A 25,812-nucleotide genomic window follows, 5' to 3' on the forward strand; every position below is an offset into this window, starting at 1 on the left:
GATTTGGGGGAGTGATCGATTGAAGGGCGCGATCGCACTTCTTGAGGATTGCTCATACCTAAAATGAGAGAGATTCTTGTGGGTACGCAGCAATGGCGAAACAGACACGCCCTCGACTATCAAGAGACACAAAAAATCTAGCGCTGCTAATTGCAATGGCTGTCCGCAAGCCTGTAGAGAGTTCAATTGGGACGACTGGACAGACAACACGAAGCCAGAACTAGATGCGGTTAAGGATTGGTTAGAGCGCTTTGAAGTCGATTATTTTCAACGCAGGAAGCGTACACCCAAAAGCGAAACGACGTGGAAGACTGACTATAAACAGCCCTTTGGACAATTACCAGCCGATGAACCGTTAACGGCGGAATTGTTGCGATCGTTCATCCTTAAAACAGAGCCAGACACCCGCAATCGGCAACGGCGGTGCATGGCTTATGGACAGTTAGCCAAGCTTGCCGGGTTGGAAATGGATGCAACCGCATTGCGGGGGGACTATTCCGCTAAACGATTGAACCCACGCGACCTCCCAAGCGATAAAGAGATCTCAGAGTGGCGCGATCGCATCAATAAGGAGAATGAGTCTTGGGGATATGCTTTCGGGTTGATGGCTTGCTATGGTTTGCGAAATCATGAGCTATTCCATATCGACCTACAAAAGTTGCGAGATAGTCCAGTGCTAACGCTGCTGGAGGATGAAAACGGCGGCGGAAAGACGGGCGGTAGGCGTGTTTGGGCGCTCTATCCCGAATGGTATGACCAATGGCATTTGTGGGACGTAAAGCTACTGCCACAGGTAACAGGCAAGACCAATGCAGCATTAGGAAACCGTGTGACGACTGCGTTTGCTCGATACGGTCTCCATAAGCCTTACAACCTGCGTCATGCTTGGGCGGTAAGATCGATCGACTTCTTGCCCATTGAACTTGCAGCCGCTCAGATGGGACATTCGCTAAAGGTTCACTCGGAAATTTATCACCATTGGATTTCTGACGAGACACACCAACGGGCTTATGATGCCGCAATAAATAGATCAGATCGACCCTTGCCGCCTTGACGGACTAAATTTGGACTAAATAACAGCAATGGTCTGGAGTGTTTACCGATAGTTTGGTACATTCGCTCAGTTAAAAAAGCTTGATTTTATAAGGGTTTTAACCTGTATCGCCTTGGTACAGGCTTTTTCCGTTTTGGATTGTGGTTCCTCCACTCGGGGGTTCGAGTCCCCTCGTTCGCCCTGGTTCTAACGATTGGCTTGAACTTGTGAGCCAAATCTGATCGAGACGAGAACAAACTGAATAACAAAAACGGCAGCATTGATTCCGTATTTGCAGCTTTTAATGGTTATTTCACCTATAAAAGCTGTAAATGCTGAGATTGATGCCGCCGTTTTTGTTGTGTGTGAGAAGCTGATTTGTTTAACTAGAATGCTTATACTGCAGTTCTCACACACACCAGAATGTCTAGCAGACGATCTCCCGCTCTCCGTAACAGTTGCAAGCACTGATAAAGTTTGCGCGAAGGTTCACGCAAGCCGAACTCATCATTTGATTTTGCGTCACTATAAGTTATAGTCACATTCCCAAACGTGAGGGCAGAGACATGGCACTCGGAATCAGGCGCAGCACAGGGTTAACGGTTATCGCTCTGCTCACGGTGCTATTGCCCAGTCAGCCAGGATTTGGAAAGGAAAGAAGCGAGTCTAAAGCTCCTTTAGTGGCTGAGATTGCGTTTCAATATGCTGCAATTGATCGATCTCCCTCGGCTATGAGCGTTTTGAACCAGGCGCTATCCCTCACAGAAACGATGCAGAGTGATTGTTATAAAGCAACACCGTTGATGCGGGTTGCCAACGGCTACACGCTGGTCGGTCAAGCGAGTAAAGGGCAACAATTGCTCACAAAAGCGTTCCAGATTGGACGTGCTCAGACGATCGCGAACTGTACCCTCAGTGCCACCTCACCAGAAGAATCATTGCTCAACAGAGCGGGTGAATACGCAAAAGCAGGGTATTACGATTTTGCGCTGGCAATTATTCGAGGAGTAGATAACTGGTTTCGCCCGATCGCCATGATCAGAGTAGTGGAATCGTATCAGAAGGATCAAAAGCCTGAGCAAGCGAGGCAGATTTTAGATGAAGCGATCGCCTTTACTCAACGCAATCCAAATCTCCGAATGCGGCGACAAACTCTCTTGGGGATTGCCTTTGAACTCAAGCGCACTGGGCAATCAGAATTCTTGCCAGTTGTGCTTCAGCAAGCTCTAGAGAGTATTCGCGCTCGTCCTCAGTCGCCATCGCAAGCAGATATTTCCTGGGATATCACGCAAAAACTTCAAGTTTCCGATTTGCTGATTGGGAGTGGACAGAAACCGCAAGCGATCGCGCTACTCAATCAGGTTCTACCGGAAATTCAAGCCCTGCGATCAACTCAGTTTCCCTCCGAGCCAGTCCATCTTCTCAGCAAAGCTGCGACTCAGTACGCAGCCGTAGGGGAGTTGAGTCAAGCTAAGGCGATTTTAGCGACCGCTCAATCGAAAGCACAGGCATTAGCCCCATCTCCATTTCGCAATTCTGCCGTTGCCCAAGTAGCCAGAGGATATGCTGAAATCGGACAGCTTCAGACTGCGCGTGACTTGGCAGGTCAAATTAAAACGCAGACAGACCGGGAGCAAGTGTTGCAAGCGATCGCGCTGCGGTATGCCAAAGCTGGAAAAGCTGCTGAGGCGGTGAAGGTGGCGAGATCGCTCGCCACTGCAAAAAACTTGGCTCTCTCTGAAATCGTCAGACATTATCTGGCAAATCAGCAGTATGACCAAGCGTTGCAGATTGCTCAACGAGAACGAGTTCAAGGCATCCTTCCTGAAGTCGCGCTTGCTTATGCTGAGGCAGGAAAACCACAGCAGGCACAGCAAATTGTGCAGTCGATTCCATCGCTGTCTAATAATCCTGCTCATTTAGATTGGTTGATGCCTGCTTTAGCACAATCGTTTGCCCAAATTGGACAATTTGAGCAAGCTTTACAAGTTGCCCAACGGACAGACACGAAGGAGTACAAGAGCCGAGCACTGACCGCGATCGCGACTCAGTACCTTGCCAAAGATGAAGTTGCAAATCGAGCAAAAGCGACTGAAATCTTGAATCAGGCTCTTCAGGTTGCGCTGTCGATCAAGTAGCGAAATTCTGTCCTCGCAGTGCAGAGGTTCTCAAATCTGAGCAATCGCATTTAGTCCAACATTGCATTGATCGATTTCATCCACCAAACTTATCGATCGCTCTGAGAGTTCCTGTCTGCAATCGCTTCAATGCACCATCCCGAAAAGCAAGAAATCTTACAATCACCGCATTTCCAGTGATTGAGCGAAAAATAGAACGAAAGTTCTCTTTCACGAAAGGACAAACACAATAGGTCGATCGAGCTTTCCAACCGTGACCTGGTTCAGCAGTTGCACGTAAACATTCAAGAGCTAAAGGAAGCCAGACTCTAACCTTCGCGCTCATTTGGCATTACGCATTCGAGACACAGGGCTGATCACTCCGACTCAGATCTAGACGACTCGATCGGACGAACTACAACTCGACCGTTTTCGACAACAGTACAGAGCTTATGAACCTTTGCAGCAGGCTTCGCCAGGGGATGCTTTAGGGCATCACAGTGCTCGATCGCCGCATATTGCTGATCCTGCAACACTCGAACAAAGCCTGCACAAGATGAAGTTGGAGAAGCCATAGACGTTTGAATTCCTCCAGTTTCATGATGTGCCTGCGTCAGAACCCAGCGATCGCGGATTCTGCCACCGACGAAGACGAAGTGTGGACATTACAGATTGCGTTTAACGCTGGGTTTCGACGGGTGAAGGGATCTTTGCGTAAGCTGCATCACTGGCAATCAGCGTCCAGCCTGCTTCGCGTAATTTTTGATAAGTTGTCCAGCCCTTCGAGGCACCGCGAATCTGCAAATCGGGGACGCGATACTGAGGAAAAGCTGTATAGGGTGTCCAGGGTTGGTGAGGGCGTTCGCGAAGGTGAAGAATCTTCGTGCCTCCGCCCAATCCTGCTAACCAACACATTTGTCCAGCCATTGCCGTGATCTCCAGTGAAACAACTTCGATATTTGAGGTACTTCAGACCCAACCCTATCGATTACGTCCAGATTATGTCTCTTTTATTTAAATATCATTGATAAAAAGGCAGAAACATGCGTAAACAAATTCCCTCTTGAGATCGAGAAACGAAGAACCTGTGCAGAAGAAATTGTCCTGAAACGCTTCAGTGAGAGTACACTGCTTAAGAAGCGAACATCTAATTTCACCGTTTGGTGACTCTACTGTCTCGCTTTCGCTGCATCTAGCTCACTTGGAGTAACATTTTTTCAAACTTTTCTGTCTACTTCAATGAATTGCGGCTAGATATATTACAGAGCAAACCTACTGATATTCCGGCATCTCCACTTATCTCGTTAACATCGCTTTCAGTCTTCCTTAATTCTCCGTAACATCCCGGTATGGCATCAGTTGTAACTTCTGAGATCTCTTTGTTTGAGCTTGTAGCGGGTTCAGCCTCAGCACCGCCAGTCATGCACGTCAGCCCAGTTACGTTCAAAGCGCTGATGAGTAGTTTAATCGATCTGCTCATCGATCAGGGTGAGCCAGCATTAGTGTGGGCAAAGTTGCCGAAAGGAGAAGCGTGGCAATTGGAGTTCGATCGCTATCTCGATCGACTGACCCCGCTTCAGCAAATCTTTTACTTTAAGAACCCGCGCGACGACCTTCCAGAACCCGCATTAGGACTGAAAGCGGAACTCGAACCCTCATTACCCGCCTATCCGATCCCCGCGCTGACTACGATTACCCTGCCGTTAGAGAGTAGCTTAAGAAAAGAATTTTTTTTGCTGATTTGGTCGAAGCAATTTTGCGGATTGCTGGTTGGGCATCGCGCTAGAGTGCCCAACCGCGAAGCAGATGCGCTAGGAACAAGCACGATCGACGAAGATGTCACCGAAAAAAAGCAGTCCCTGATGGCATTTCTAGTCATTGAGCCGGAAGTAATCCGGCAGGCGATCGCGGTGCTACAGCCGTTTGCGCCAAGAAGCGAAACGCTTCCAGAATCGAGTCCGCTTGATCTAGCCGTTATCAATCAGCTTTTAGCAAAACAGATTCAGCGACAAGAAGACCTGTGGCAGCGATCAAGTACGCATCGTCGGCAAGCTGAATTGGCAAATTTGCTCCAGCTTCAGAACGAGGAGCTAATTAGCACGATTCGATTAAAAGATGAGTTTTTGCACAACGTGGGGCAAGAGCTACGCACCCCGTTAACCAATATGAAGACAGCGCTGACGTTGCTCAATTCACCCACACTGAAACCTCAGCAAAAGCAGCGCTATATGGACTTGCTGGCAAGGGAGTGCGATCGGCAAAGTTCGCTGATCAAGAGCTTACTGGATCTGGTTAGTCTAGATCAGCTTGCAGAGCATCGGACGGCTCAGGCACTCCGGTTGAGCGAGATCGTTCCGGGCGTTGTCAGCACGTATCAACCTTTAGCAGAAGAGAAAGGAGTGAGGTTAGCGTATGTCATTCCTGAAGAGCTGCCAGCGATCGCCTGTTTATCGATTTGGTTAAAGCAGATTGTCGTGAATTTGCTGCATAACGCGATCAAATTTACCCCGCGTGGCGGGCAAGTTTGGGTACGGGCGAAACAGCAGGGAGATTATATTCAGCTTGAGTTTCGCGATACGGGGATCGGGATTCCATCGACTGAAATCCCCAAGATTTTCGATCGCTTTTATCGAGTTAGACAATCCGTGGATGATGATATGGGCGGTGCTGGCTTGGGATTGACGATCGTGCAGAAGTTGCTTCTACACTGTGGCGGCTCAATCACTGTGAAAAGCCGCATCGGGGAAGGATCAACGTTTAACGTCTTACTTCCGGTTTATCGCCACTCTGAGGAGAGCTGAGTCGCTTCTGCATAGGGGCTGTGATGCAGAACGACTCTAGAACACGTTATCAATTATGATTCAGTGTTGAATTTTAGCGACGATCGTAGTAAACCTTAGGGGAAACTGCGAGACATCATCCCCATTATGCAAGAACGTTTAATCAGAACTCTTGTTCTATTTATTGTTCTAACGGTTCTTTTTGGCATTCTCGAACGGCTTTTCCCTAGCATTCCCAATCAGCCTAAATGGCGGCGTGGAGTGTGGCTCGATACGTTTTATTGGTTCTTCACGCCAATGGCGATTCAGATTTTAAGCATCATCTCGATCGCGCTGATATTTGTGCCGATTTACTTACTCTTGGGTCGCTCACTGGCTTGGCATGATGTTCTCGCGGGATACGGCCCAATTGCACAGTTGCCCTTGTGGCAGCAGGGATTACTCGCGATCGTCATGGGCGATTTTGTGGGCTACTGGACGCATCGCTGGCATCACACTCAGCAGCTTTGGGATTATCATGCGGTGCATCATAGTGCTGATACGATCGACTGGCTCACGGCGGTGCGTTTACATCCCGTCAACGATATTATCTCGCGAGTGTGTCAATCGTCCCCGGTTCTGCTGCTTGGGCTTTCTCCGATCGCGGTTGAAGCTTACGTGCCGCTGCTGTCTGCTTATGTTGCGTTCATCCATGCAAACGTGCGCTGGACATATGGGCCGCTTCGCTATCTGCTTGCGAGTCCAGCGTTTCATCGTTGGCATCACACGACGGACGAGGACGGGCAGGGCAAAAACTTTGCGGGATTGTTTCCCATTTTTGATGTGATTTTTGGGACGTTTTATATGCCTTGTGGTAGACAGCCCCAGAATTTTGGTATCGCTGGAGAAACGATTCCGGAGAATTTTCGCTCTCATCTGCTTTATCCGTTCCGCAATTGGCGACAGGCGAAAAGGGTTGCTGAGTGATGCGGTAATGCTACATCTCTAACGACTCGCTACGGATCTGGGAGAGACGCGATTAGAAGCTTCGCTGCACCTACGGTGTTCGCGTCTCTAGGCGGGACTGGTGGGTTGTAGAACTTTTGGAGACTGGTATAAAACGATCGCTCCAATGAAAAACTCCGGGTTAAGATTCCCGGAGTTCTCGTAAAGTGATTTATTTTTCAATTTCGGATTTCATTCGGGCTAGCGTTAACGCCATTTGATCAAACATCTGCTGGGGAGTCATCCCAAACTGCCCCAACTGAGTTTTAAGCTGCTCAACGGTCATCTGAGCGGAGAAATCCTCGGAAAGCTCAAAGCGCTTCATAAAAACCTTGTAGCGATCCATAATGGCTTCCATCTGCTCAATGTACATCAGCTTGCCTTCACGATCGAACTTGCCATAACTACTGCCAAGCTGAACCAACGATTGATAGTCGTGGAATAGTTTTTTCGCTTCTTCTTGAACAATCTCGGAGTCAAAGAATCCCATTGCCTTAATCTGAGGTCACGCAGGACGCGGTAAATAATAGTTGCACAGGTGGTGCCTAAATTCATCATATTCCACGTCTTTCGCCGGTGTAAGTAGTGTTTTCACTACCTGAGTCGATCGAACAGGAATCAAATGTCTGCAACTGTGCCATTCTTCGCTATATTGAATCCACGCTAATTGCAGTAAAACATATGTTCAGTCAACCAAAAAGCCGAAGAGTTGCCGCGCTGTTAGCGATCGTCGGGGTTGTGCCGATCGTCGGTGGTTTTCATTTAGTCGGCTTACACAAACTCTATTTGGGACAACGCTGGTGGTGCTTGGTTTATCTTGCACTCGCGCTCACTGGAAGTAAAATTGCCTGGATTGCAGGGCTATTTGATGCGGTGTTTTACTTGATTCAGAATCCAGATGAGTTCGACGTGAATTTTAATGATGAAGCGGTGTCCGAAATAGGGACAATTAGCCTGCAATCGAACTCAGTCGTCACCGTTTCTGAAAGTTTGCGAGAACTCGATCAGCTCCGGCAAGATGGTTTAATTTCAGAATACGAGTTTGAACAAAAACGACGAAAACTCCTCGATCGTATTAAATAGCGATGCTCAATTGGTTCTCTTCTGCGCTGTTGAAGTCCAAAATTCAGAATGATCCGTATTATCGGTTTCAAACATTGGCTGAGATTCGGATTGCAGCGGACTTGGGCATTCAAATCGATGTGAATCAGGCGGGTGTCGATGATTGGCTAAGATTGCCAGGGTTATCCATTCATCAAGCGAAAACTTTGACGCAACTGAGCGAGTTGGGAGTGCAATTTCTCTGCGTCGAAGATGTTGCAGCCGCATTAGGATTATCTCTTCAGCGCTTGAAGCCGTTAGAACCGGTGATGAAATTCTGCTATTACGATCCTGAGAGTTTGCATCAGATTCAGCGAGTGAACTTGAACATGGCAACGGCGATAGAACTCACTCAGATTCCACAAATCCGATCGGTACTCGCACGAGCGATCGTCCGCAATCGTCAATCTCAAGGCAGCTATAAAGACCTCGTAGATCTACAACAGCGCCTTTCGCTACCAAATCATTTAATTGCAGAATTGATGCACTATTTACGGTTTTGAACAGCAATCAGGCACGCAATTCAGACGCAAATTCAGACACAATGTAGAAAACCGATCGTAAAACTGCGATGACTCAGGCAAAATCTAAATTTTCTAGTTTTGAAGAGTATCTAGCCTACGATGATGATACAGACCAGCTGTACGAATTAGTGGATGGGGAGCTAGTTGCGTTGCCGCCTGAGTCGGGTCGAAATAGTCAAATTCTTATGTTGATCATTCTGGCGATCGCTCCGCTCATTGATCCGCGCAGAATTCGAGTTCGGGGGTTAGAACTGGAAGTTCGAGGTAATCCGAGAAATCGCTTCCCTGATTTAACAATTCTCCACGAAGAACATATCGAACAGTTACAGCGCCGAGATACGATTCGACTTTCGATGCGCCCTCCTTTGTTGGTTATTGAAATCGTCAGTCCAGGCGAAGCAAATCGAGCCAGAGATTACAGCGACAAGCGTAACCAATATCAAGACCGTGGTATTCCTGAGTATTGGGTTGTTGACCCTCAAACGCAAGCTGTAACAGTATTAAAGCTAAACGAATCTGGAATTTACATCGAGCTTGGTGTCTTTCAGAACGACCAGCGCATTGAATCCCTTCTATTCCCAGAATTCAATCTGACTCCAGCACAGATGTTTGCGGCATGACGATCGAGGGAAAAGCCACGTTCAATGTCGGCAGTGCGTTCTACAATCCCAACGCTGCGATCGTCAGAGATTTAGCGGTACTTGCCGCTGCCGTCTATCGGCGCGATCGCGGACAGTTGCGGGTGTTGGATGCGATGGCGGGTTGCGGAGTGCGATCGCTGCGGTACGTCCTTGAAAGTCAGGCAGATTTCGTTTGGGCAAATGATAGTAATTCAGACATTCAAACCGTGTTACGCGAGAATCTAGCGGTACTCAAGCCAGAACAGTATCAGGTGAGCGATCGTGATGCGATTCGAGTATTTTTTGAGTGTTATAACCGTCAGGATTACTTTGATTTAGTGGATGTCGATGGGTTTGGCTCTCCGGTTCCGTTTGTTTCTGCAAGTCTGAGCGCTTGTGCAATTGGAGGATTAATCTATCTCACCAGTACAGATGGGCGCACTGTGACCGGACGCGCTCCAGAAAACTGTGTTGCAGATTACGGAGCTTATGCGCGAATTCATCCGGCAGCGCATGAACAGGGATTGAGACTGATTCTGGGAACTGTTCAACAACAAGCGGCTGCTCGCGGAATGGGTGTAAAGCCTGTATTTTCTTATTTCACCGGACAAACTTACCGAGTCATGGTGCGATTGGTTTCCTCGATCGAACTCACCGAGCAGAACTATGGATTTCTAGGCTTTTGTCATGAGTGCGGTACTTATCAACCTGTCGAATGGCGCAAGTTAGGTCGAGCGCAGTGTAGGAATGAGGGTCGATCGCTGGTGCTGAGCGGGGCAATGTGGTTAGGTAATCTACACGATCGACATCAGATCGCTCGCATGATTGAACTGGCAAATGCCTGGAATTGGTCATCGCAAGTTCGATTACTGGAATTGATGCAGGCGGAAGCAGAAATGCCGCCGTACTTCTACACGCTGGGCGAAATTGGACGACGCGGAAAATTAGACATTCCCAAATCAAGTTATCTGATTCAAACGCTGCAAAATTGGGGATATCGAGCCAGTTTAAGTCACGTCGAGCGAGAAGCAATTAAAACAGATGCAGATTTACCGACTTGCATTCGGGCGGCAAAGTCTTTTGCGATCGAGTAAACAATCGGGTAAACCGAAGTTGACTAAACCGCGAAGGACAGATTACCCTGGAGCTAGGAATGACCAAAAGTTAAGTTTTTTGGGTTCCGATCGCTCTCAAGCAAAGAAAGCAATTTTGGGTTAAGTTTTGGAATTGCTTTCGCGCCCAAAAGCAGTAAACACGGTGGTTTTATGCACTATCTAAAAGAAGTTCCAGACATATAGCGGGCATTGCTACAGCCTCGTCGGGAAGCACAATTTAGTGATTTGCAATTAGAGTTTGAGCCATTTTAATCGTTGTTTTCTGATGTGTTCTGCATAACATATCAGGATTAGTGGTTTTGATGTTTTTTCTGATTTTCTAGTGATTGGTGCAATTTCGTGATTGCATCCAGCACTCTGTTGTGCGACTGAATACTTTTACATTCGAAGATCCGTATTTTGTAGCATTTGAAAAAGGAAAAGTTTGTATGTTATCCGTTGATGTAAATGTTGCTTATCGCATTGCAACATCGAAAGACGTGGATGTTTTACTCGAATTGGTTCAAGAGTTTCATCAAATTGAAAAACTACCGTTCGATCCGGTTCTCGATCGTGGTTCGCTCCAGCAATTTCTCAGTAATCCTGCGCTCGGTCGAGTTTGGTTAATTACCGAGCGCAATCAGGTTATCGGTTACGTTGCTGTAACCTTTAGCTATAGCATTGAATTTCGCGGTCTCGGTGCTTATATCGATGAGTTGTATCTCCGTTCTGCCTATCGAGGACAGGGCATCGGTACTCAGACGCTGAAGTTTGTTGAGCGGTTTTGCCGATCGCAGAACATTCCCTCGATCTCCTTATCTGTCCACGATGATAATGAACGCGCCTATAAGGTGTATCGCAAAGCAGGATACGACGATCGCGGCTATCAAGTGATGATGAAAGCAATCGCGTAAATCAAACCTTTGATAACGCCTGATCTTGCTTCAAATCATTTTGATTCACCCAGATCGATCGCTGACCGTTAGAAATCCGGCATAGATAGAACGCTTTATCGTGGATTACCTGCTCGACATTCAGAATTGTCCAGCCTGGTTTTCCACGGTAAAGCACAGCTTCTCCGACTCTAGGAACCCAAGAGCCGATCTTATGAGTTGGAGTCAATCTTGCATCGGTGTAATGCCAAAGCGCGATCGCTCCTCGCTCAATCCAGGGTGTGACCCGATCTGCGATCACCGCCAAAATCAAGGTTCCAACGACCATCAATGGCAACACCTGATAGTACAAATCAAGCTGATTGCGAACATACAAATTTAAGGTTCGATCGACCACAAAATTATGAATCAGAAAATAACTATAGCTATGAGTACCCAGCCATACCATCACAGTGCCTAGCTTGAGACGATCGCTCAGGAATCGGAACACCACCATGCAACAGAGTGTTAGCCCGATCGCTAAGAGAAAATCATCAAAAATCCAACCCAATCGATAGAACTGAGCCACAAAACCGATCGCATATAGGCTCAGTCCGATCAACAATGCTCTCGAAGACCGCCAGAAAATTGCACCCTTTCCTTGCACATACTGACGCGCTACAACCATGCCTAAAACGAAGGTACTGAGCTTCGCAATGAAATGCACAAAGGGTTGCCAACCTGCTGCCGCACCGACGATCGCATAAGTCGGATGTCCCCCAAAAACAAACACCCCGAACGCACGATAGATAAACGTGACCGCCGTTGCCACAAGCAGTAAGTTGCGCGATCCCCAGCGATTCATCAAATACCAAAGCACCGGAAACACTAAAGCAAAGCTCAGAATCAGGGGCACAAACCACCAAGGGCCACTGGTGGGTAGCAACAAATCGCCGCCGTAATCAAACAAAATCGGAAACGACATTCCCGCAAAAGTATGCCACGCATCCGGGATATAGCTATTGGTTGTTTTCCCAACAATCCACAGCACCGGATACGATAGCCACGCAACTGTCCAGAACGGCAACAGAATCCGCAGCAATCTGCGTTTGAGAAATCGTCCCACCTCGATCGGCTTGCCCTTCAGAGACAGCACCAAACTAAAGCCACTCACCAACACAAACACATCGACAAACTGATAGCCAAACCAAATCGGCAAGCTCAACGCTTGAGTGATCCAACTCTCTCCGAGTTGGCGAGTGGCTGCAAAAAGCTGCTGCATATTTGCAATCAGTCCCGTCGGCTGAGGCGTAAAGGCATAGCGCGTGAACAATAGCTGAGCATGGTAAAACAGCAGCAACGCCGCCGCAAAGATCCGGATGCCTTCTAACCACGCCAACCGCCTTAATCCTTTTGACTCAGCCATTCGTTCTCTCCACTCAACTGCTGCATTGCTTGACGATCGTTCCACCGCTTAAGTTTCTCTGGCGTTTGGGTGCAGTGTCTCGTCAGCCTGCCACTCTATCACCTCTTTGATTACTCAACGTTAACAGTGAGTTTATAGAAGTTCATCTCGCACAAGAAAGACTAATGGGACACTGAGCGAATACGGAAGGTAGATCAGCTTAAACTCTCTGCGCCCAATGTTCTATCCATATTCTATCCATCCGGAGTGACGGACATTACTCATATAACAAGAATAACGCTCGTATAAAACAACACCATTACCCGTGAATTTACTCATTGAAATTAGGAAGAGAAAATAAAAATCCCCAATTCCACCGTGTAGATCCTTGAATAAATCCGATTCAATCTGTGCAAGACATACGAGATCCTCATTATGAAAATTCGATTCACCCCCAAAGACTTATCAGTGCTCGAAGACTTTCGGATCGATCGATTAAGACAGCTTTATGTTCAAACGTTGTCCGGCTGCGCCCTAGAACTGAAATTTAATACCCTCTTAATTCACTGCTCAGAACCCTGGTGCGTTGATCAGGTCATGGAAGAACTCGATCGCCTTGTCAAAGCCTCATGGATTGTCTTAGGCGTGAAATCCGTCTCAATCTGCTACGCCACTGAAGAAGTCTGTCGGATTAACACTCGCGCTCGTCAGCAAAAGTGCATCACAAGCTAAGGACATTCGCCGTTTACCATAGAGCATAGAGCCTTTGGGTAAACGAAAACGATGACACTTCCTTCAGTCAAAATCGCGTTAACGATCGCCGGATCAGACAGTGGCGGTGGTGCGGGAATTCAAGCCGATTTGCGAACGTTTGCGTTTCATTGCGTTCATGGAACTAGCGCCCTGACTTGTATTACCGCACAAAATACGCTGGGAGTGACACGAGTAGATGCGCTGCCACCCGAAGCAGTCACAGCGCAAATTCAAGCCGTTGTTCAAGACATCGGCGTACAGGCGGCAAAAACCGGAATGCTGCTGAATCAAGGCATTATCACAGCCGTGTCCGAACAAGTTGCTGCCTGCCAAATTTCCAATCTCGTCGTTGACCCAGTGATGGTGTCCCGCACTGGAGCACAACTCATCGACAATGCAGCGATCGATGCTCTGAAAACGCTTCTCATCCCCCAAGCGATCGTTCTGACTCCGAATCGCTACGAAGCTCAGTTACTGAGCGGCATTGAAATTAATACCTTAGAAGAAATGCAGACCGCCGCGCAGCGCATTGCTGAACTGGGGGCGAAGTCGGTTTTAGTCAAAGGAGGCGGCATGACTAATGCCCTGCGTGGAGTCGATGTCTGGTTTGATGGCGCTCAGTGCGAAACCTTTGCAGCTCAGCGAATCGATACAAAACATACGCACGGCACAGGGTGTACCCTTTCAGCCGCGATCGCCGCAAACCTAGCGCTTGGAAAAGATCTGCGATCGGCAATCAAAGCTGCAAAAGATTATGTGACGACTGCATTAGAGTACGCACTGGCGATCGGTCAGGGGCAAGGGCCTGTGGGTCATTTCTTTCCGCTGATGCAGAGATCGATCTAACCATTACTGAAATCTCTTCCAAATGATACGGTTTTCCTCCTGTTCCTGAATTCGCCCAAGTTTGACTAAACCGCCACAATAGAGAAAATAACTAAATTTCTGCTCATCGTTTGTTAATTTGAGAATTCACCTTTGCAGAAGGACTGGATGGATCTACTCCTTGTGCTGTAGCTGATTTTCCCCTGAGCGCAGCTATATTGGAGTGTTTTCATGTCTTCGTTTGCGGCTTCTAGTGCGCTAGAAAATCGCCTACTTTCAGCGCTTCCTTTCGAGATTTATCAAAAATTAGCGGCTCATCTAGAGCCAGTCATGCTCTCACCGCAGCAAATTCTCCACCCGATTGGTGAAGGGATCGCTTACGTTTATTTTCCGATCCGATCGCTGGTTTCGCTGACGACGTTACTTTCAAACGGCTCGATGCTCGAAGTCGGATTGGTAGGACGCAACGGATTTGTAGGAGCTTCCGTGGTTTTAGGACGCCGCGAAAGCGTCCAGCAGGCGATCGTTCAAGTGGGCGATTCTGCCTTTCGTTTACCAATCGAACAGCTTCTAATTGAATTCGAGCAAAGTCCAGCTTTACAGTCACTTTTATTAGAATACGTCCAGGTTTTATTACTTCAAACTTCGCAGCTCGCGGCGTGTCATCGCTTTCATCACATCCGCGAACGGCTGGCACGACAATTATTATTAATTCAATCTGCCTTAAGCATCGACGAATTTACCCTGACTCATGAGGCGCTTGCACAGATGTTGGGCACTCGTCGATCGGGCGTGACGGTTGCGATCGGAGAACTAACCCAACTGGGAGCAATTCAGTGCAGTCGGGGGCGCATTTCGATCGTTCAGCCGCAAGTTCTCGAATCGATTTCCTGCGAATGCTTTGCGGTGATTCGAGAAGAGCGCAACCGATTTAACTACAGGCATCCGCGATCGCGCTGATGTTTAAGCGTCTGCTGCAAGTTCAGGTGGCTGAGCTGATAACTTCGCTGCGGCATGGGGCGCATAGTAGCTTGCGACTAGAGCAACGCTGAGCCACCATAACACACTCACTTCTGGTCGATACCAAACCGTATCGACCGCACCATGCCCCAACATTCCCGCGATCGTCGTGATCGCGCCAATCAGCCAGAATCCGTCTGAATCGCTCATCGCTCTCAAGCGCCGTAGCTGCAAAAATCCCTGATTAAATGTCACCAGCAACAACCACAGAAATGCTGTCAGCCCAATCAAACCTGACTCGACTGCAATCTCTAGCAGCACCGAGTATGCACTTAAGGCACTAAATCGTGCGGCTGCGTACAGTGGATAAATGCGCTTGAAGACTAGATCCCCTGGGCCAAATCCTAGAATCGGACGATCGCGAATCATTTCCAGTACCGATCGCCAAACGTTCAATCGAAACGCATTACTACTATCGCCACTGCCCGCGAACATACTGCCTACTCGGTAGCGGAACGGTGTGACAAAAATAAATCCCAGCACCAAAATCCCCGCCAGTCCCCCAAACACAAGCGGTAACGCCCACAGCCGCAAGAATCTCGGCAAATACGCACTCCACCAATACCGCAGCAGCACCACGAGCACTAACGCCGCAACGACTAATCCGATCCATCCTCCCCGGCTCTGGGTCAACAGTAAACACGCTGTATTGATCCCAAACATAACGATCGCCAGCACTTTCGGTAGCCAGCGTTTCCAGACAAAGATCGCACTAAACGACAGCCACACCGCAGGCATCAAATATCCAGCTAGTAGATTCGGATTGCCTAAAAAACTATATACCCGTGTAGACTGCGCCAGCGGTGACTCTGGATCAACCCACGTCGCCAACGCATCCGCACCGTGAATCGACTGCCGAACTCCATAGCTGCTCACCACCAGCGCCACAAGTAGAAACGCGGTGATACAGAACGATCGCAGCTTCGGCGATCGCAGCACTCGCGCCATCAAAATGAAAAACATCAGATAGAGTGACAGCTTCCCCAATCCCAAAAACGCCAAGCGCTTGACTGGAGAAAGCGCTGCCGCTGTTGCAGCAATTCCCCAAAACAACAGCACTAGCAAATGAATCGGCGTAAACCCCAAACGGGGATCACCGTCAGAAACCGTTAACAAGATCCAGAACAAAATACAACTCGCAAGCAGCCAACCGATCAGATTCGTGGCAACAAACGGAGAAAGAGCAAACACAAGACTGATCAGCAGTGCCCCGATTGCATCTCCCTGCTGCATCAGCCAACTGTGCTGTCGCCAAGTGGACAGCGATCCCACCAGTCGATGAACATAGCTCACCTGCCCCCACTGCCAAACGGGGAGCGTGGTCAGTGTCACTTGTTGCCAAACCGAATTCATACGCGGATTTCCTGTGCTTTGAAGCAAAAACAGCCCTAGCGAATTAGGCTAGGGCTATTATCCGCGATATTGGCGTTTTGACAAGGCTACTGCGTTAATCGGGGCAAAGTGATCACATATCGGTATCCCGGTTCTGATGATCCTTGAATCAAGATTTGCCCACCGTGCATCTCCGCAAGTTGCCGACTCAGCAGCAAGCCGAGATTCTTCCGGGCGGTGTCAGCATCGGTTTCCGAGAACTGATCAAGGTTGTTAAACTTTGGAGCACTGAGGGCGGTCGCAACCGGGATGAGTCCCGCGCTTGCACGATGCCCATGACTCTGCATCTCGTACTCAAATGACGCGATCGCGCTGGTTTGCGGCATTAGCATTTCGTTAAAACCAAGCCCCTCGCCGAGACAGGGGTGCGCCGCCCAAACCGTTAGCCGCAGTCCGCTGCTCTTTTGCGAAACGTGCAGGCGCACGATACTACCCGCTGTCGAGGACTGAACCACGCTAAACAGCAAGTGATAGAGCATTTGGCGGATCTTGTCTTTGTCGAGTAGCCAAATACGATTACCGGGTTCAACCGATAGCCGAATTTGCTGCTCTCGACGATTGGCAGCTTGCTCTAAGGTACTGATTGCCTGCTGACAGACCATCTCAATGTCGATCGACGATAAGTTCAGCGCTCGGCTTTGGTCGTCAAGCTGCGACAGTTCTAGAATTTCCTTTACTAAAGATAATAGGTACTGCCCGCTGTGATGAATGATATCGAGATACTCTTTTTGCTTGCTAGTCAGGGGGCCGTAGATTTCGCGATTGAGTACACTTGCCATTCCCATAACGGAGGTCAATGGGGTGCGTAACTCCTGAGTGAGTTGAGCCAGGAGTTCAAACTTAATGGGGTTTGAAGGCGGAGGGAGGGCGGCAGGCTGAACTCTCGGTGCAGGTTTGACGACTTGAGCTTTAACCATTTGCAGGCGCTCATATTCACTCATGCTGAGGCGGGCAGTCAGCAGGAGAAATTCGATATCCCGTTCTGTGAAGTTTCGGGGGCGAGAATCCATGACACAAAGCGTACCGACACACTCGCCGCTGACCGTCAGCAGGGGCGCACCGAGATACGCACGAATGCCGTACTGTTGACACAGCAAAGAGTTGGCAAACGCTGGGTGCTCAAGCGTGTCCTCGATCGCCAAAACCTGCTGGCTATCCATCACATGCACACAGAAGGCGTGTTCGCGGGGCAGTTGTCGGGAAAGCGCCAAGTCATTCATTAAGCCCAAGCGCGAGAGACCAACCGCAGATTTGAACCACTGACGCGATTGATCGATCGCGCTGAGCAAGCTAATTGGCGCACCGAGCGAGTGAGCAGCGGTTTGAGTTGCTTCCTCAAAAATCGGTACAACTTCGGTATCGAGCAACCCGAGTTCCGTCAGTACCAGTAGACGCTGCTGCTCACGAGCAGCAGCCGTTAACCCATCTAATCGGCAAAATAGCCTGATTTCGGGGATTCCCATTCCAACCCCAATCCTCGATCTAAAGAACTCCTCGACCATCTGACAATCCAGTGCTTTAGGGAACAACGACTGTCAAACAGTCTTCAACTATACACAGATTGCCCTGACTTGCTGGTAAATCAACGTTCACTAGCAAGAGAGATTACGGAAGTTTAAGGGTTTGGGCGGTTCTAGTCTGATGAAATTACGGACAAAATGACTCCAGCAGATTATTTTGTCCAAGCGGAATGATTTAGGAGTGCAGCAATCACTCGAACGCCGCGGAGCTGATTGGAGAGCGGCAAGTGTCCTTTAGGCGCATTCAGACTCCAGGTAAAGCCGTCGGGATAGCGCGTCCAGGTGTAGCCAGATTTCCAGCCGATTTTTTCCCACAGTTTTTCCCATTTTTTGCCAACACTGAGCCAGATTTGCCGCTGCACCGAAAAGCCGTAGCGATAGTCGGAATGAGCCAGCCACAAGGCATCGATCGTGTGTAAATCTGGGGTCGGGAAGTTCTCAACCTCGGTGAAGTAGAGCCATTTGCGAAGGACGGCGGATTCTCCCGCCAGTTCACACAGTTTTTGAATTGTGAGGAGATCGGCGGCTTGGAATTTCTGCTGGGCGAGGAGTTGCTGAAGTTCGGTGTAGTCGATGTTGCGATCGGACTTGAGCGGGATGGTTCCAGTGGGGAAGTGCTGCTGAAGAAACTCCAACACTTTTGGCGCTTGAGTGTTGAACAGGGTTTGATAAATTTTGGCGCTGACTCGGCTCGATTCAGGACGATCGAGCAAAAATTCCATCAGCGCAGGAAATCCGTCTTCACCAAGGGCGGAGAGTTCGTCGATCGCCTGAAGCTGCACCTTTTCGGAGTCTGATCGAAGCTTCAGTTGGAGCGTCGCAATGCTACCGGGAAGATCGAGGGCTGAGGAGGTTTCTAAATTAGTCATGTAAACCATGTGGGTGTTAGGGGGTTCGGGTTACGCCTCTCAAAATTCGATCGACGATCGCTGTCGTTGAAGACGGTACTTCAATATCGATGAGACGAACTTGTCCGCCGTAGGATTGTACGATCGAGGCTTCGGGCAATGTCTGTAGATTGTAGTCACCACCTTTAGCATAAATCTCAGGGCGGAGCGCTTCAACTAGCTCGCAAGCAGTTTTTTCAGAAAAAATCACGACTCCATCGACAGATTTCAGCGCCGCTAAGACTTCGGCACGTTCTAGCTCAGTCACAATCGGACGGGGTGGGCTGCGATCGGGCTTAATTAATCGAATTGATTCGTCACTATTTAATCCAATCACGAGTGATTGTCCGAGCTGTCTGGCTGAGTTGAGGTAGCGCACATGACCCAGATGCAGCAGATCGAAGCAGCCGTTCGTCACCACAAGCGGTCGCCAGCGAGCGGGATCAGATGCGATCGCAGTCTTTAGCACCTTCAGAGAATAAATGCCCACACTCATGCGTTTTCTTCATGGGTTACAGGTTCAGTAGAGGGCAGTCGGTAGCCTCTTTCAAACGCATAGCGCACGAGTTGCGATCGATTTTCAAGCTGTAGTTTGCTCAAAATGTTGCTTAAATGCGTTTGCACGGTGCGCGGACTGACAAATAAATGATCGCCAATCTGCTTGTTGGTGTGACCTTGAATGACTTCCCAGAACACTTTTTCTTCAGCAGGAGTTAGGGGTAGTGGATTTACGGTTTGCGAGGATGTTTCGTTCGACGGTTGGCTCGACTGCTGCATCAGGCGCACAATTTCGGTGTGGATGCGGCGCGATCGTTCCAATTGCCCTTCGATCTTTGCTAATAATTCTCTTGGTTCAAAGGGTTTGGTCAAATAATCATCGGCTCCGATCGAATGACCTTGAACGCGGTCTTCTACTTCGCTGCGTCTGGAGAGAAAGATAAAGGGAACCAGTTGTCCGGTTCTGAGCGATCGTAAGCGGCGACAGAATTCGAGTCCGTCCATTTCTGGCATAACCACGTCAGACACCACTAAATCTGGCAAATCTTGTTCAAATAGGGCTAATCCTTCGATTCCCGATGCTGCACCCTGTACCGCATATCCGCGTTTTTCTAAAAATTGAATGAGTGCGACTCGCAGTGCAGTATCATCATCGACAATCAAAATTTTTTTCATGCGCCTCTCCAGAAGCTCAAGCCGATTCATTTCTACCTGTCGTGCGATCGAAACTAAGAAACGAACTTACCTATTCACTCAGTTAGTCAACGGATTAACCGAAAGTTTTCCCTTATTATGGTATCCCAGTGACTGATGGCTCTGAGGTTTCAGGCTTATCTTTACGTTCTAGCTGCGTGAATTTGTCTTGCTTTTACCTAGCCAATAAGAGATAAATTGCAAGATTGGTTTGCTGATTTAGCACACCGCCCAACTTATCCTAACTTGAGAATTGCTCGATCATGTACGAAAAAATTACACCTCCTTCGACGGGTTCTGCGATTAGATTTGAGAACGGAGAACCGATCGTTCCAGATAACCCGATTATTCCATTCATTCGAGGAGATGGAACGGGCATTGACTTGTGGCCCGCATCGCAGAAGGTCTTTGATGCGGCAGTTCAGAGGGCATACGGCGGGAAGCGTCAGATCACTTGGTTCAAGATCTACGTTGGCGATGAGGCTTGCGAACAGTATGGAACGTATCAATATTTACCTGAAGACTCGCTAGAAGCGATTCGAGAATTCGGTGTGGCGATCAAAGGCCCATTGACAACCCCGATCGGCGGTGGGATTCGATCGCTGAATGTAGCGTTGCGCCAAATCTTTGATCTGTATGCCTGTGTGCGTCCCTGTAAGTATTACGCCGGAACACCTTCGCCACATCGCTATCCGGAGAAACTCGATGTCATCATCTATCGTGAGAACACTGAGGATATCTACCTGGGGATCGAGTGGAAACAAGGCAGCGAGATTGGCGATCGTTTAATCAAGCTGCTGAATGAGGATCTGATTCCCAGCACTCCAGAACACGGGAAAAAGCAGATTCCGCTCGATGCGGGCATTGGAATTAAGCCGATCAGTAAGAAAGGATCGCAGCGTCTTGTGCGTCGAGCGATTCAACACGCGCTCCGGTTGCCGAAGCATAAACAAACGGTGACGCTGGTTCACAAAGGTAACATTATGAAGTACACCGAAGGCGCGTTTCGGGATTGGGGATATGAACTAGCGACAACGGAGTTTCGATCAGAGTGTGTGACCGAGCGTGAATCCTGGATTCTTGGTAACAAAGAGAAAAACCCGAATCTGACGATCGAAGAAAATGCCCGTCAGATTGATCCGGGTTATGGTTCGATGACTCCGGATAAGCAAGCATCAATCTGCAAAGAAGTGCAAATGGTTCTTGATTCCATCTGGGAAACGCATGGGAGCGGGAAATGGAAGGAAAAAGTAATGATTAACGATCGCATTGCGGATAGCATTTTCCAACAGATTCAGACCCGTCCGGATGAATACTCGATTTTAGCGACGATGAACCTGAACGGAGATTATATTTCCGATGCTGCGGCTGCGATCGCGGGTGGTTTGGGCATGGCTCCCGGTGCAAATATCGGAGATGCCTGCGCGATTTTTGAGGCAACTCATGGTACGGCTCCGAAACATGCAGGACTTGATCGCGTGAATCCCGGTTCACTGATTCTTTCTGGTGTGATGATGCTGGAATATTTGGGCTGGCAAGAAGCAGCAGATTTGATCAAGGGCGGATTGGCGAAGGCGATCGAGCAGCGCGAGGTAACGTATGATTTAGCGCGATTGATGGAACCTCCGGTTGAGCCGCCGCTGAAATGCTCTGAATTTGCGGATGCAATTATTCGGAATTTTTAAACCGAGAATCGGGATTGTTCAAGCGTCGTTCAATCCCGATTTTTTCAGGGATTCGAGAAGGTGTTGATATTCCCGCCGCCGATCGTGCGGCCGGGAATCGATCGCGGTACGGAAAACGGTTGCTGATTCACCACTGGAGCATTCTGCATTACACCGAAATTTTGAGCTTCAACGGGTTGGGGTGTGAGAGCTTGCGGTGCAACAGGTGAAGCAACAGGTGCATTGATCGCAGGTGCAATGGGTAAAGGCGCAGAAACAGTCGGAATGGTTCCAGGAACGATCGGCTGTGTCCCTTCGATTAGCGCTGAAAACGAATTTTGAGGGGCGGCATTGATTGAGGTTCCTGTATTGGGAGTATCCAAGCGAATTGTGCCTTCGATCGGAGGTTGCGAGACGATCAAACGGTTCTCAGTGGCTAATTTCGTCAGTGCCTCTTGCAGTCGGTTTGGCGGCAGTGCGGCTTCAGGTACAGCGGGTCGCGTTGTGTAGGGAAGCCCAAGTTCTGTTGATGGGGCGCTTCTAAGCGTTCCGGTTGTTTCTTGTGTTTCTGGCTCAGATTGGGCGATCGCATCAGTCGGGGTAGAAAAGAGCCGATTTGGAGTCGCAGCATTTTGCGGTGTTGCAGTTGGAGCAGTAGGCGCGATTAAAAATTGAGCCGTTTCCGGTCTGGATGCCGCTTTGATGTCGTTCATCAAGAGCGACAAAGAATCAATATCGGCACCGATCGCCCGATCTTCTGGTGACAGGGTGCCCTCAGCCGCCGGGTTCTCAAGCTCACGAGCAACTTCTGTGCGGCTGAAGAATTCCCAGGTAAACAACACCAAAAACAACAGCGCGATCGCAGGTGCCCAAACGACAGGACGACCGATCGGGCGCAGCCGCGCTAATCCATACCGAACCCAGGATGGCTGATGCCGCATAGACTAAATCCATGATACTTAAGGCTGATTGTATTCTATTTAACACAGAAGAATTGAGAAAATCTCGTCAGTCTTTACTAAGTTGTGCAATACAATCCGGGGCATCGTGGGTCGGACTGTTGACGGTTAGCGGAACCGGATACGATCGCATAGTAGCACTGGCGTAGGGGTGAAGGAGCGATTGGGCTGATTTGAAGCTTGGATCGAGCCAGTGATCGTACTCGTCTTTGCTGAGGATCACGGGCATTCGATCGTGAACGGTTGCTGCAAGCTCATTCGCTTCAGTCGTGATAATTGTGCAAGTTTCAACAGTTTCACCGTCTGGAGAGTTCCAGCGCTCCCAGAGTCCGGCAAAGGCAAAAGGTTGATGGTCTTCTAATTGGAAGTAGAACGGCTGCTTTTTACCCGCTTGCTTTTTCCATTCGTAGTAGCCATCCGCCACAACCAGACAGCGACGGCGCTTAAATGCATCGCGGAATGAAGGTTTCTCACTGACTGTTTCAGCGCGGGCGTTGATTAGTTTATTTCCGATCGCCGGATCTTTCGCCCAAGCGGGAATCAATCCCCAGCGTAAGAGTTTGAAGTGATGCGGTTCGACGATCGCGCCGATGGGTTGAGTGGGGGCAATGTTGTAGCGCGGTTGCCAGTTAGGAATTTCGTCGAGGTCGAAGGTTTGGGCAATCGCGTCTGCTGTATGAGTTTGGGTAAATCTTCCGCACATAAAAATCGTGATTTTGGAGGCTTTCCTCAGTACACAAGAACTCCGACTTCGTTGAGAAAATCGGAGTTCTTGTTAGTTTAGGAGAATCGCAAAACTCTATGGCTTTTCAAAATCGATCTCTTGACGTTCAAAGTGGTTTTTCACATTGTCTACCACGTTGTAAGCATTCTTGCCCGGATCAGCGAGAGATTCGTCAACGCCCTCGGTCGAACCTGCAACCGCTTTCCAAGCGTCCAGTCCACCTTTCAACTCTGAAACACTGTTAAACCCTGCTTGACGCAGCAGGTTTGCAGCTTCAGCCGTTTCTTGATCGCTTGCACCGTAAACGTAGATATCGCGATTCGATTCAAAGTTATTTTTTGCTAAATCGACCAGCTTGTCGATCGGAAACTCCATTGCTCCCATGATGTGACCTTGGTTATAAACATCACGCGGACGCACATCTAGAATCGTCAGTCCGGGTTCGCCCCACTCTAAGCGAGACTTCAGATCATGAACTGAAGACTGTGCCTTCAATCCAGGCGGCGTAGGAGTGATATTCGGCAGCATTTCTTTAGCTTTTTCAATTGCATCTTCTACTTTAGACATAATAAAAATTTCCCGTAGAGGTCATGATCAATCTAACGGGGAGGCGTGGGATCGCTTATCTGGCTAAAGTGAGAAGGTGCCGATCGTCGCAAGGTAGATTTGCGAAACTTATTCAAATGGATTCGTGCGCCAAGGGGTTGGATCGACGGCGGCACCATGCAAGAATAAGCCCCAATGTAAGTGAGATCCGGTTGCGGCTCCGGTAGCTCCGATCGCACCGATGCGCTGTCCGGGTCTAACAACATCTCCTTCTTTGACATCGATCCGGCTCATGTGAATGTAGATGGTTTCAACTCCCTGACCGTGATCGAGTCCGACACAGTTTCCATGCACTTTGAAGCCTTGGGATTCTCGCCCGATTAAGACTACGCGACCTGCTGCCGGAGCCACGATCGCTGATCCGTATCCACCTGCATAATCAATCCCACGATGATAATAATCTTTGGCAAAGACTCCGTTGTAATAGCGGCGAATGCCGTAACCTGCGGTCACTCCACCCTGACTTGGCCGCGCAAATTTGCCTGACCAAAGTTTTTCTGGAGAAACGATCGCTTTAAACGCATCAATGCGATCAAATTCAGCATCGCTGCCGTTGTCATCTTTTCCGGGAGGTAGCCAAATGCTTTGAGTTGGAAACGATCGATTTCGCAAGGTAATTGGGATCGTCTGGGTATCCGTTCCCCCAGAAATTTGAATCGAGAGGCGACCAGGACGATCGAGCGGTGTTGTAGGTAGAAGCGATCGATAACGGTTATTGCCCAAATCAAACGATGGATAGGTCTTCCCGTTAAAGCGAATTGTCGGGGCGGTTTGAGATTGGGTGATCACGGAAATCGTATCTCCAAGCGCGGGCGATCGCGGCGTAATCTGGGCTTGGAGAGCGCGGGACGGAGCGGTGAGGAAGACGATCGACAGTGCGACAACCAGCGAGATGACCAGCGAGAACAAAGTGGAACGTTTTGTCAGGAACACGGCTTTAAGTTGATACAAAACTGCCAACAGTTTACAGTTTGGCAAGACGGGAATTGTGTCGAGAGGCGAAAAATGATCTGGAGAAGGCTAGGGGCAATTTTGGCGATTTGGCTTTGTTTGAGTTTGCCAGTGTGGGCGGATGTAGAGGTTTATCAAACTCGTACAAATCACGACCCGGATGGCATTGGCAAAATTTACATGGGGCGTGAAATTGCTCAGATCATGGGGCATCAGGGCGCAGGGTGGTTGGAGCGATCGAGCCGCGCATCCGAAGAACAGCCCCAAAAAGTGATTGCCGCACTGAATCTCAAACCAGATAGCGTAGTTGCGGATATTGGAGCAGGCACCGGGTATTTCAGCTTCCGAATTGCCTCTGGGGTGCCACAAGGCAAAGTGTATGCAGTAGAGGTTCAGCCGGAAATGCTGGAGATTTTGAACTCTCTGAAAGATGAGAAGAAAATCCCGAATGTTGAGCCGATCTTAGGGAGTGAAACAAATCCGAATTTGCCGGAAAACAGCGTTGATTTAGCATTAATGGTCGATGCGTATCACGAGTTTGAATATCCCCAAGAAATGATGGCGGGAATTGTACGATCGCTCAAACCTCACGGGCGAGCGGTTCTAGTCGAATACCGAGGCGAAAATCCGTTCGTGTTGATCAAACCGCTACACAAAATGACTCAGAAACAAGTGCGGCAAGAAATGACGGTTGCAGGACTTCGCTATGTTGAAACTCGCAACGGTTTACCGCAGCAGCACATCTTCATCTTTGAAAAAGTAGTCTAGGTATGGAAACATACCTTAACGG

At 48.9% G+C, this 25,812-nt stretch carries 27 protein-coding genes; 14 read left to right on the forward strand and 13 right to left on the reverse strand.

What is annotated here, in order from left to right:
• Positions 1-76: 76 nt before the first annotated feature.
• Positions 77-1,054: a site-specific integrase gene (locus H6F51_14825; protein MBD1823758.1), complete on the forward strand. Its 978-nt coding sequence runs from the start codon at positions 77-79 to the stop codon at positions 1,052-1,054.
• 545 nt (positions 1,055-1,599) lie between these two features.
• Positions 1,600-3,171 carry a hypothetical protein gene (locus H6F51_14830; GenBank protein ID MBD1823759.1) on the forward strand — a complete coding sequence of 524 codons (1,572 nt, stop codon included), beginning with the start codon at positions 1,600-1,602 and terminating at the stop codon, positions 3,169-3,171.
• Between the two features lie 356 nt (positions 3,172-3,527).
• Here H6F51_14830 and H6F51_14835 read toward each other — a convergent pair whose 3' ends face one another.
• The gene (locus H6F51_14835) at positions 3,528-3,725 is read right to left on the reverse strand and encodes a hypothetical protein (GenBank protein MBD1823760.1); all 198 of its coding nucleotides are present in this window, start codon (positions 3,723-3,725) and stop codon (positions 3,528-3,530) included.
• Between the two features lie 103 nt (positions 3,726-3,828).
• Positions 3,829-4,077 (reverse strand): hypothetical protein, encoded by a 249-nt coding sequence (locus tag H6F51_14840; protein ID MBD1823761.1) that lies wholly within the window; start codon positions 4,075-4,077, stop codon positions 3,829-3,831.
• 422 nt (positions 4,078-4,499) lie between these two features.
• On the opposite strand from H6F51_14840, the gene H6F51_14845 reads away from it, so the two are divergent.
• Positions 4,500-5,951, forward strand: coding sequence for a histidine kinase (locus H6F51_14845; GenBank protein ID MBD1823762.1), 1,452 nt, complete (start codon positions 4,500-4,502; stop codon positions 5,949-5,951).
• 126 nt (positions 5,952-6,077) lie between these two features.
• Positions 6,078-6,896, forward strand: coding sequence for a sterol desaturase family protein (locus H6F51_14850; GenBank protein MBD1823763.1), 819 nt, complete (start codon positions 6,078-6,080; stop codon positions 6,894-6,896).
• Positions 6,897-7,086: 190 nt separating this feature from the next.
• Here the strand turns inward: H6F51_14850 and H6F51_14855 are convergent, their stop codons facing one another.
• Positions 7,087-7,404 carry a DUF1825 family protein gene (locus H6F51_14855; protein ID MBD1823764.1) on the reverse strand — a complete coding sequence of 106 codons (318 nt, stop codon included), beginning with the start codon at positions 7,402-7,404 and terminating at the stop codon, positions 7,087-7,089.
• 191 nt (positions 7,405-7,595) lie between these two features.
• On the opposite strand from H6F51_14855, the gene H6F51_14860 reads away from it, so the two are divergent.
• The 5 genes from H6F51_14860 to H6F51_14880 all read left to right on the forward strand — a co-directional run bounded on the left by H6F51_14860 (position 7,596) and on the right by H6F51_14880 (position 11,167).
• Positions 7,596-7,997 (forward strand): SHOCT domain-containing protein, encoded by a 402-nt coding sequence (locus H6F51_14860; GenBank protein MBD1823765.1) that lies wholly within the window; start codon positions 7,596-7,598, stop codon positions 7,995-7,997.
• A gap of 2 nt (positions 7,998-7,999) precedes the next feature.
• Positions 8,000-8,518, forward strand: a complete 519-nt coding sequence (locus H6F51_14865) for a ComEA family DNA-binding protein (GenBank protein MBD1823766.1) — start codon at positions 8,000-8,002, stop codon at positions 8,516-8,518.
• A 68-nt stretch (positions 8,519-8,586) separates the two neighbouring features.
• Positions 8,587-9,159 carry a Uma2 family endonuclease gene (locus H6F51_14870; protein MBD1823767.1) on the forward strand — a complete coding sequence of 191 codons (573 nt, stop codon included), beginning with the start codon at positions 8,587-8,589 and terminating at the stop codon, positions 9,157-9,159.
• Positions 9,156-10,253 carry a tRNA (guanine-N1)-methyltransferase gene (locus H6F51_14875; GenBank protein ID MBD1823768.1) on the forward strand — a complete coding sequence of 366 codons (1,098 nt, stop codon included), beginning with the start codon at positions 9,156-9,158 and terminating at the stop codon, positions 10,251-10,253. Before H6F51_14870 ends, H6F51_14875 begins: the two co-directional genes overlap by 4 nt.
• A gap of 449 nt (positions 10,254-10,702) precedes the next feature.
• Positions 10,703-11,167 carry a GNAT family N-acetyltransferase gene (locus tag H6F51_14880; protein MBD1823769.1) on the forward strand — a complete coding sequence of 155 codons (465 nt, stop codon included), beginning with the start codon at positions 10,703-10,705 and terminating at the stop codon, positions 11,165-11,167.
• A gap of 1 nt (position 11,168) precedes the next feature.
• Here H6F51_14880 and H6F51_14885 read toward each other — a convergent pair whose 3' ends face one another.
• A complete protein-coding gene (locus H6F51_14885; GenBank protein MBD1823770.1) occupies positions 11,169-12,551 on the reverse strand; it encodes an acyltransferase in 1,383 nt (460 codons plus the stop codon).
• Between the two features lie 414 nt (positions 12,552-12,965).
• Here H6F51_14885 and H6F51_14890 point away from each other — a divergent pair, with 414 nt between their 5' ends.
• From H6F51_14890 to H6F51_14900, 3 genes are all read left to right on the forward strand, one after another.
• Positions 12,966-13,262, forward strand: a complete 297-nt coding sequence (locus tag H6F51_14890; protein ID MBD1823771.1) for a hypothetical protein — start codon at positions 12,966-12,968, stop codon at positions 13,260-13,262.
• A 51-nt stretch (positions 13,263-13,313) separates the two neighbouring features.
• Positions 13,314-14,129: a bifunctional hydroxymethylpyrimidine kinase/phosphomethylpyrimidine kinase gene (gene thiD / locus H6F51_14895; GenBank protein ID MBD1823772.1), complete on the forward strand. Its 816-nt coding sequence runs from the start codon at positions 13,314-13,316 to the stop codon at positions 14,127-14,129.
• 210 nt (positions 14,130-14,339) lie between these two features.
• Positions 14,340-15,068 (forward strand): Crp/Fnr family transcriptional regulator, encoded by a 729-nt coding sequence (locus tag H6F51_14900; protein ID MBD1823773.1) that lies wholly within the window; start codon positions 14,340-14,342, stop codon positions 15,066-15,068.
• A 3-nt stretch (positions 15,069-15,071) separates the two neighbouring features.
• Here the strand turns inward: H6F51_14900 and ictB are convergent, their stop codons facing one another.
• From ictB to H6F51_14925, 5 genes are all read right to left on the reverse strand, one after another.
• On the reverse strand, positions 15,072-16,481 hold the full coding sequence (ictB, locus tag H6F51_14905; GenBank protein ID MBD1823774.1) for a putative bicarbonate transporter, IctB family: 1,410 nt from the start codon (positions 16,479-16,481) through the stop codon (positions 15,072-15,074).
• Between the two features lie 86 nt (positions 16,482-16,567).
• Positions 16,568-17,983 (reverse strand): GAF domain-containing sensor histidine kinase, encoded by a 1,416-nt coding sequence (locus H6F51_14910; GenBank protein MBD1823775.1) that lies wholly within the window; start codon positions 17,981-17,983, stop codon positions 16,568-16,570.
• Between the two features lie 209 nt (positions 17,984-18,192).
• Positions 18,193-18,909, reverse strand: a complete 717-nt coding sequence (locus H6F51_14915) for a GUN4 N-terminal ARM-like repeat domain-containing protein (GenBank protein ID MBD1823776.1) — start codon at positions 18,907-18,909, stop codon at positions 18,193-18,195.
• Between the two features lie 16 nt (positions 18,910-18,925).
• Positions 18,926-19,423 carry a D-glycero-beta-D-manno-heptose 1-phosphate adenylyltransferase gene (gene rfaE2 / locus H6F51_14920; GenBank protein ID MBD1823777.1) on the reverse strand — a complete coding sequence of 166 codons (498 nt, stop codon included), beginning with the start codon at positions 19,421-19,423 and terminating at the stop codon, positions 18,926-18,928.
• Positions 19,420-20,100, reverse strand: a complete 681-nt coding sequence (locus H6F51_14925; protein ID MBD1823778.1) for a response regulator transcription factor — start codon at positions 20,098-20,100, stop codon at positions 19,420-19,422. Before H6F51_14925 ends, rfaE2 begins: the two co-directional genes overlap by 4 nt.
• A 281-nt stretch (positions 20,101-20,381) precedes the next feature.
• On the opposite strand from H6F51_14925, the gene H6F51_14930 reads away from it, so the two are divergent.
• Complete coding sequence (locus H6F51_14930) at positions 20,382-21,803, forward strand: NADP-dependent isocitrate dehydrogenase (protein MBD1823779.1); 1,422 nt, start codon at positions 20,382-20,384, stop codon at positions 21,801-21,803.
• Between the two features lie 44 nt (positions 21,804-21,847).
• Here H6F51_14930 and H6F51_14935 read toward each other — a convergent pair whose 3' ends face one another.
• The 4 genes from H6F51_14935 to H6F51_14950 all read right to left on the reverse strand — a co-directional run bounded on the left by H6F51_14935 (position 21,848) and on the right by H6F51_14950 (position 24,959).
• Positions 21,848-22,723, reverse strand: a complete 876-nt coding sequence (locus H6F51_14935) for a hypothetical protein (protein MBD1823780.1) — start codon at positions 22,721-22,723, stop codon at positions 21,848-21,850.
• A 67-nt stretch (positions 22,724-22,790) separates the two neighbouring features.
• On the reverse strand, positions 22,791-23,444 hold the full coding sequence (locus H6F51_14940) for an SOS response-associated peptidase (GenBank protein ID MBD1823781.1): 654 nt from the start codon (positions 23,442-23,444) through the stop codon (positions 22,791-22,793).
• 96 nt (positions 23,445-23,540) lie between these two features.
• Positions 23,541-24,032 carry a rhodanese-like domain-containing protein gene (locus H6F51_14945; GenBank protein ID MBD1823782.1) on the reverse strand — a complete coding sequence of 164 codons (492 nt, stop codon included), beginning with the start codon at positions 24,030-24,032 and terminating at the stop codon, positions 23,541-23,543.
• Between the two features lie 108 nt (positions 24,033-24,140).
• Positions 24,141-24,959 (reverse strand): M23 family metallopeptidase, encoded by an 819-nt coding sequence (locus tag H6F51_14950; GenBank protein MBD1823783.1) that lies wholly within the window; start codon positions 24,957-24,959, stop codon positions 24,141-24,143.
• Between the two features lie 117 nt (positions 24,960-25,076).
• On the opposite strand from H6F51_14950, the gene H6F51_14955 reads away from it, so the two are divergent.
• Positions 25,077-25,790 carry a class I SAM-dependent methyltransferase gene (locus H6F51_14955; GenBank protein ID MBD1823784.1) on the forward strand — a complete coding sequence of 238 codons (714 nt, stop codon included), beginning with the start codon at positions 25,077-25,079 and terminating at the stop codon, positions 25,788-25,790.
• Positions 25,791-25,812 lie beyond the last annotated feature (22 nt).

This window comes from Cyanobacteria bacterium FACHB-DQ100, from assembly GCA_014695195.1.
Taxonomy (GTDB): Bacteria; Cyanobacteriota; Cyanobacteriia; order Leptolyngbyales; family Leptolyngbyaceae; genus Leptolyngbya.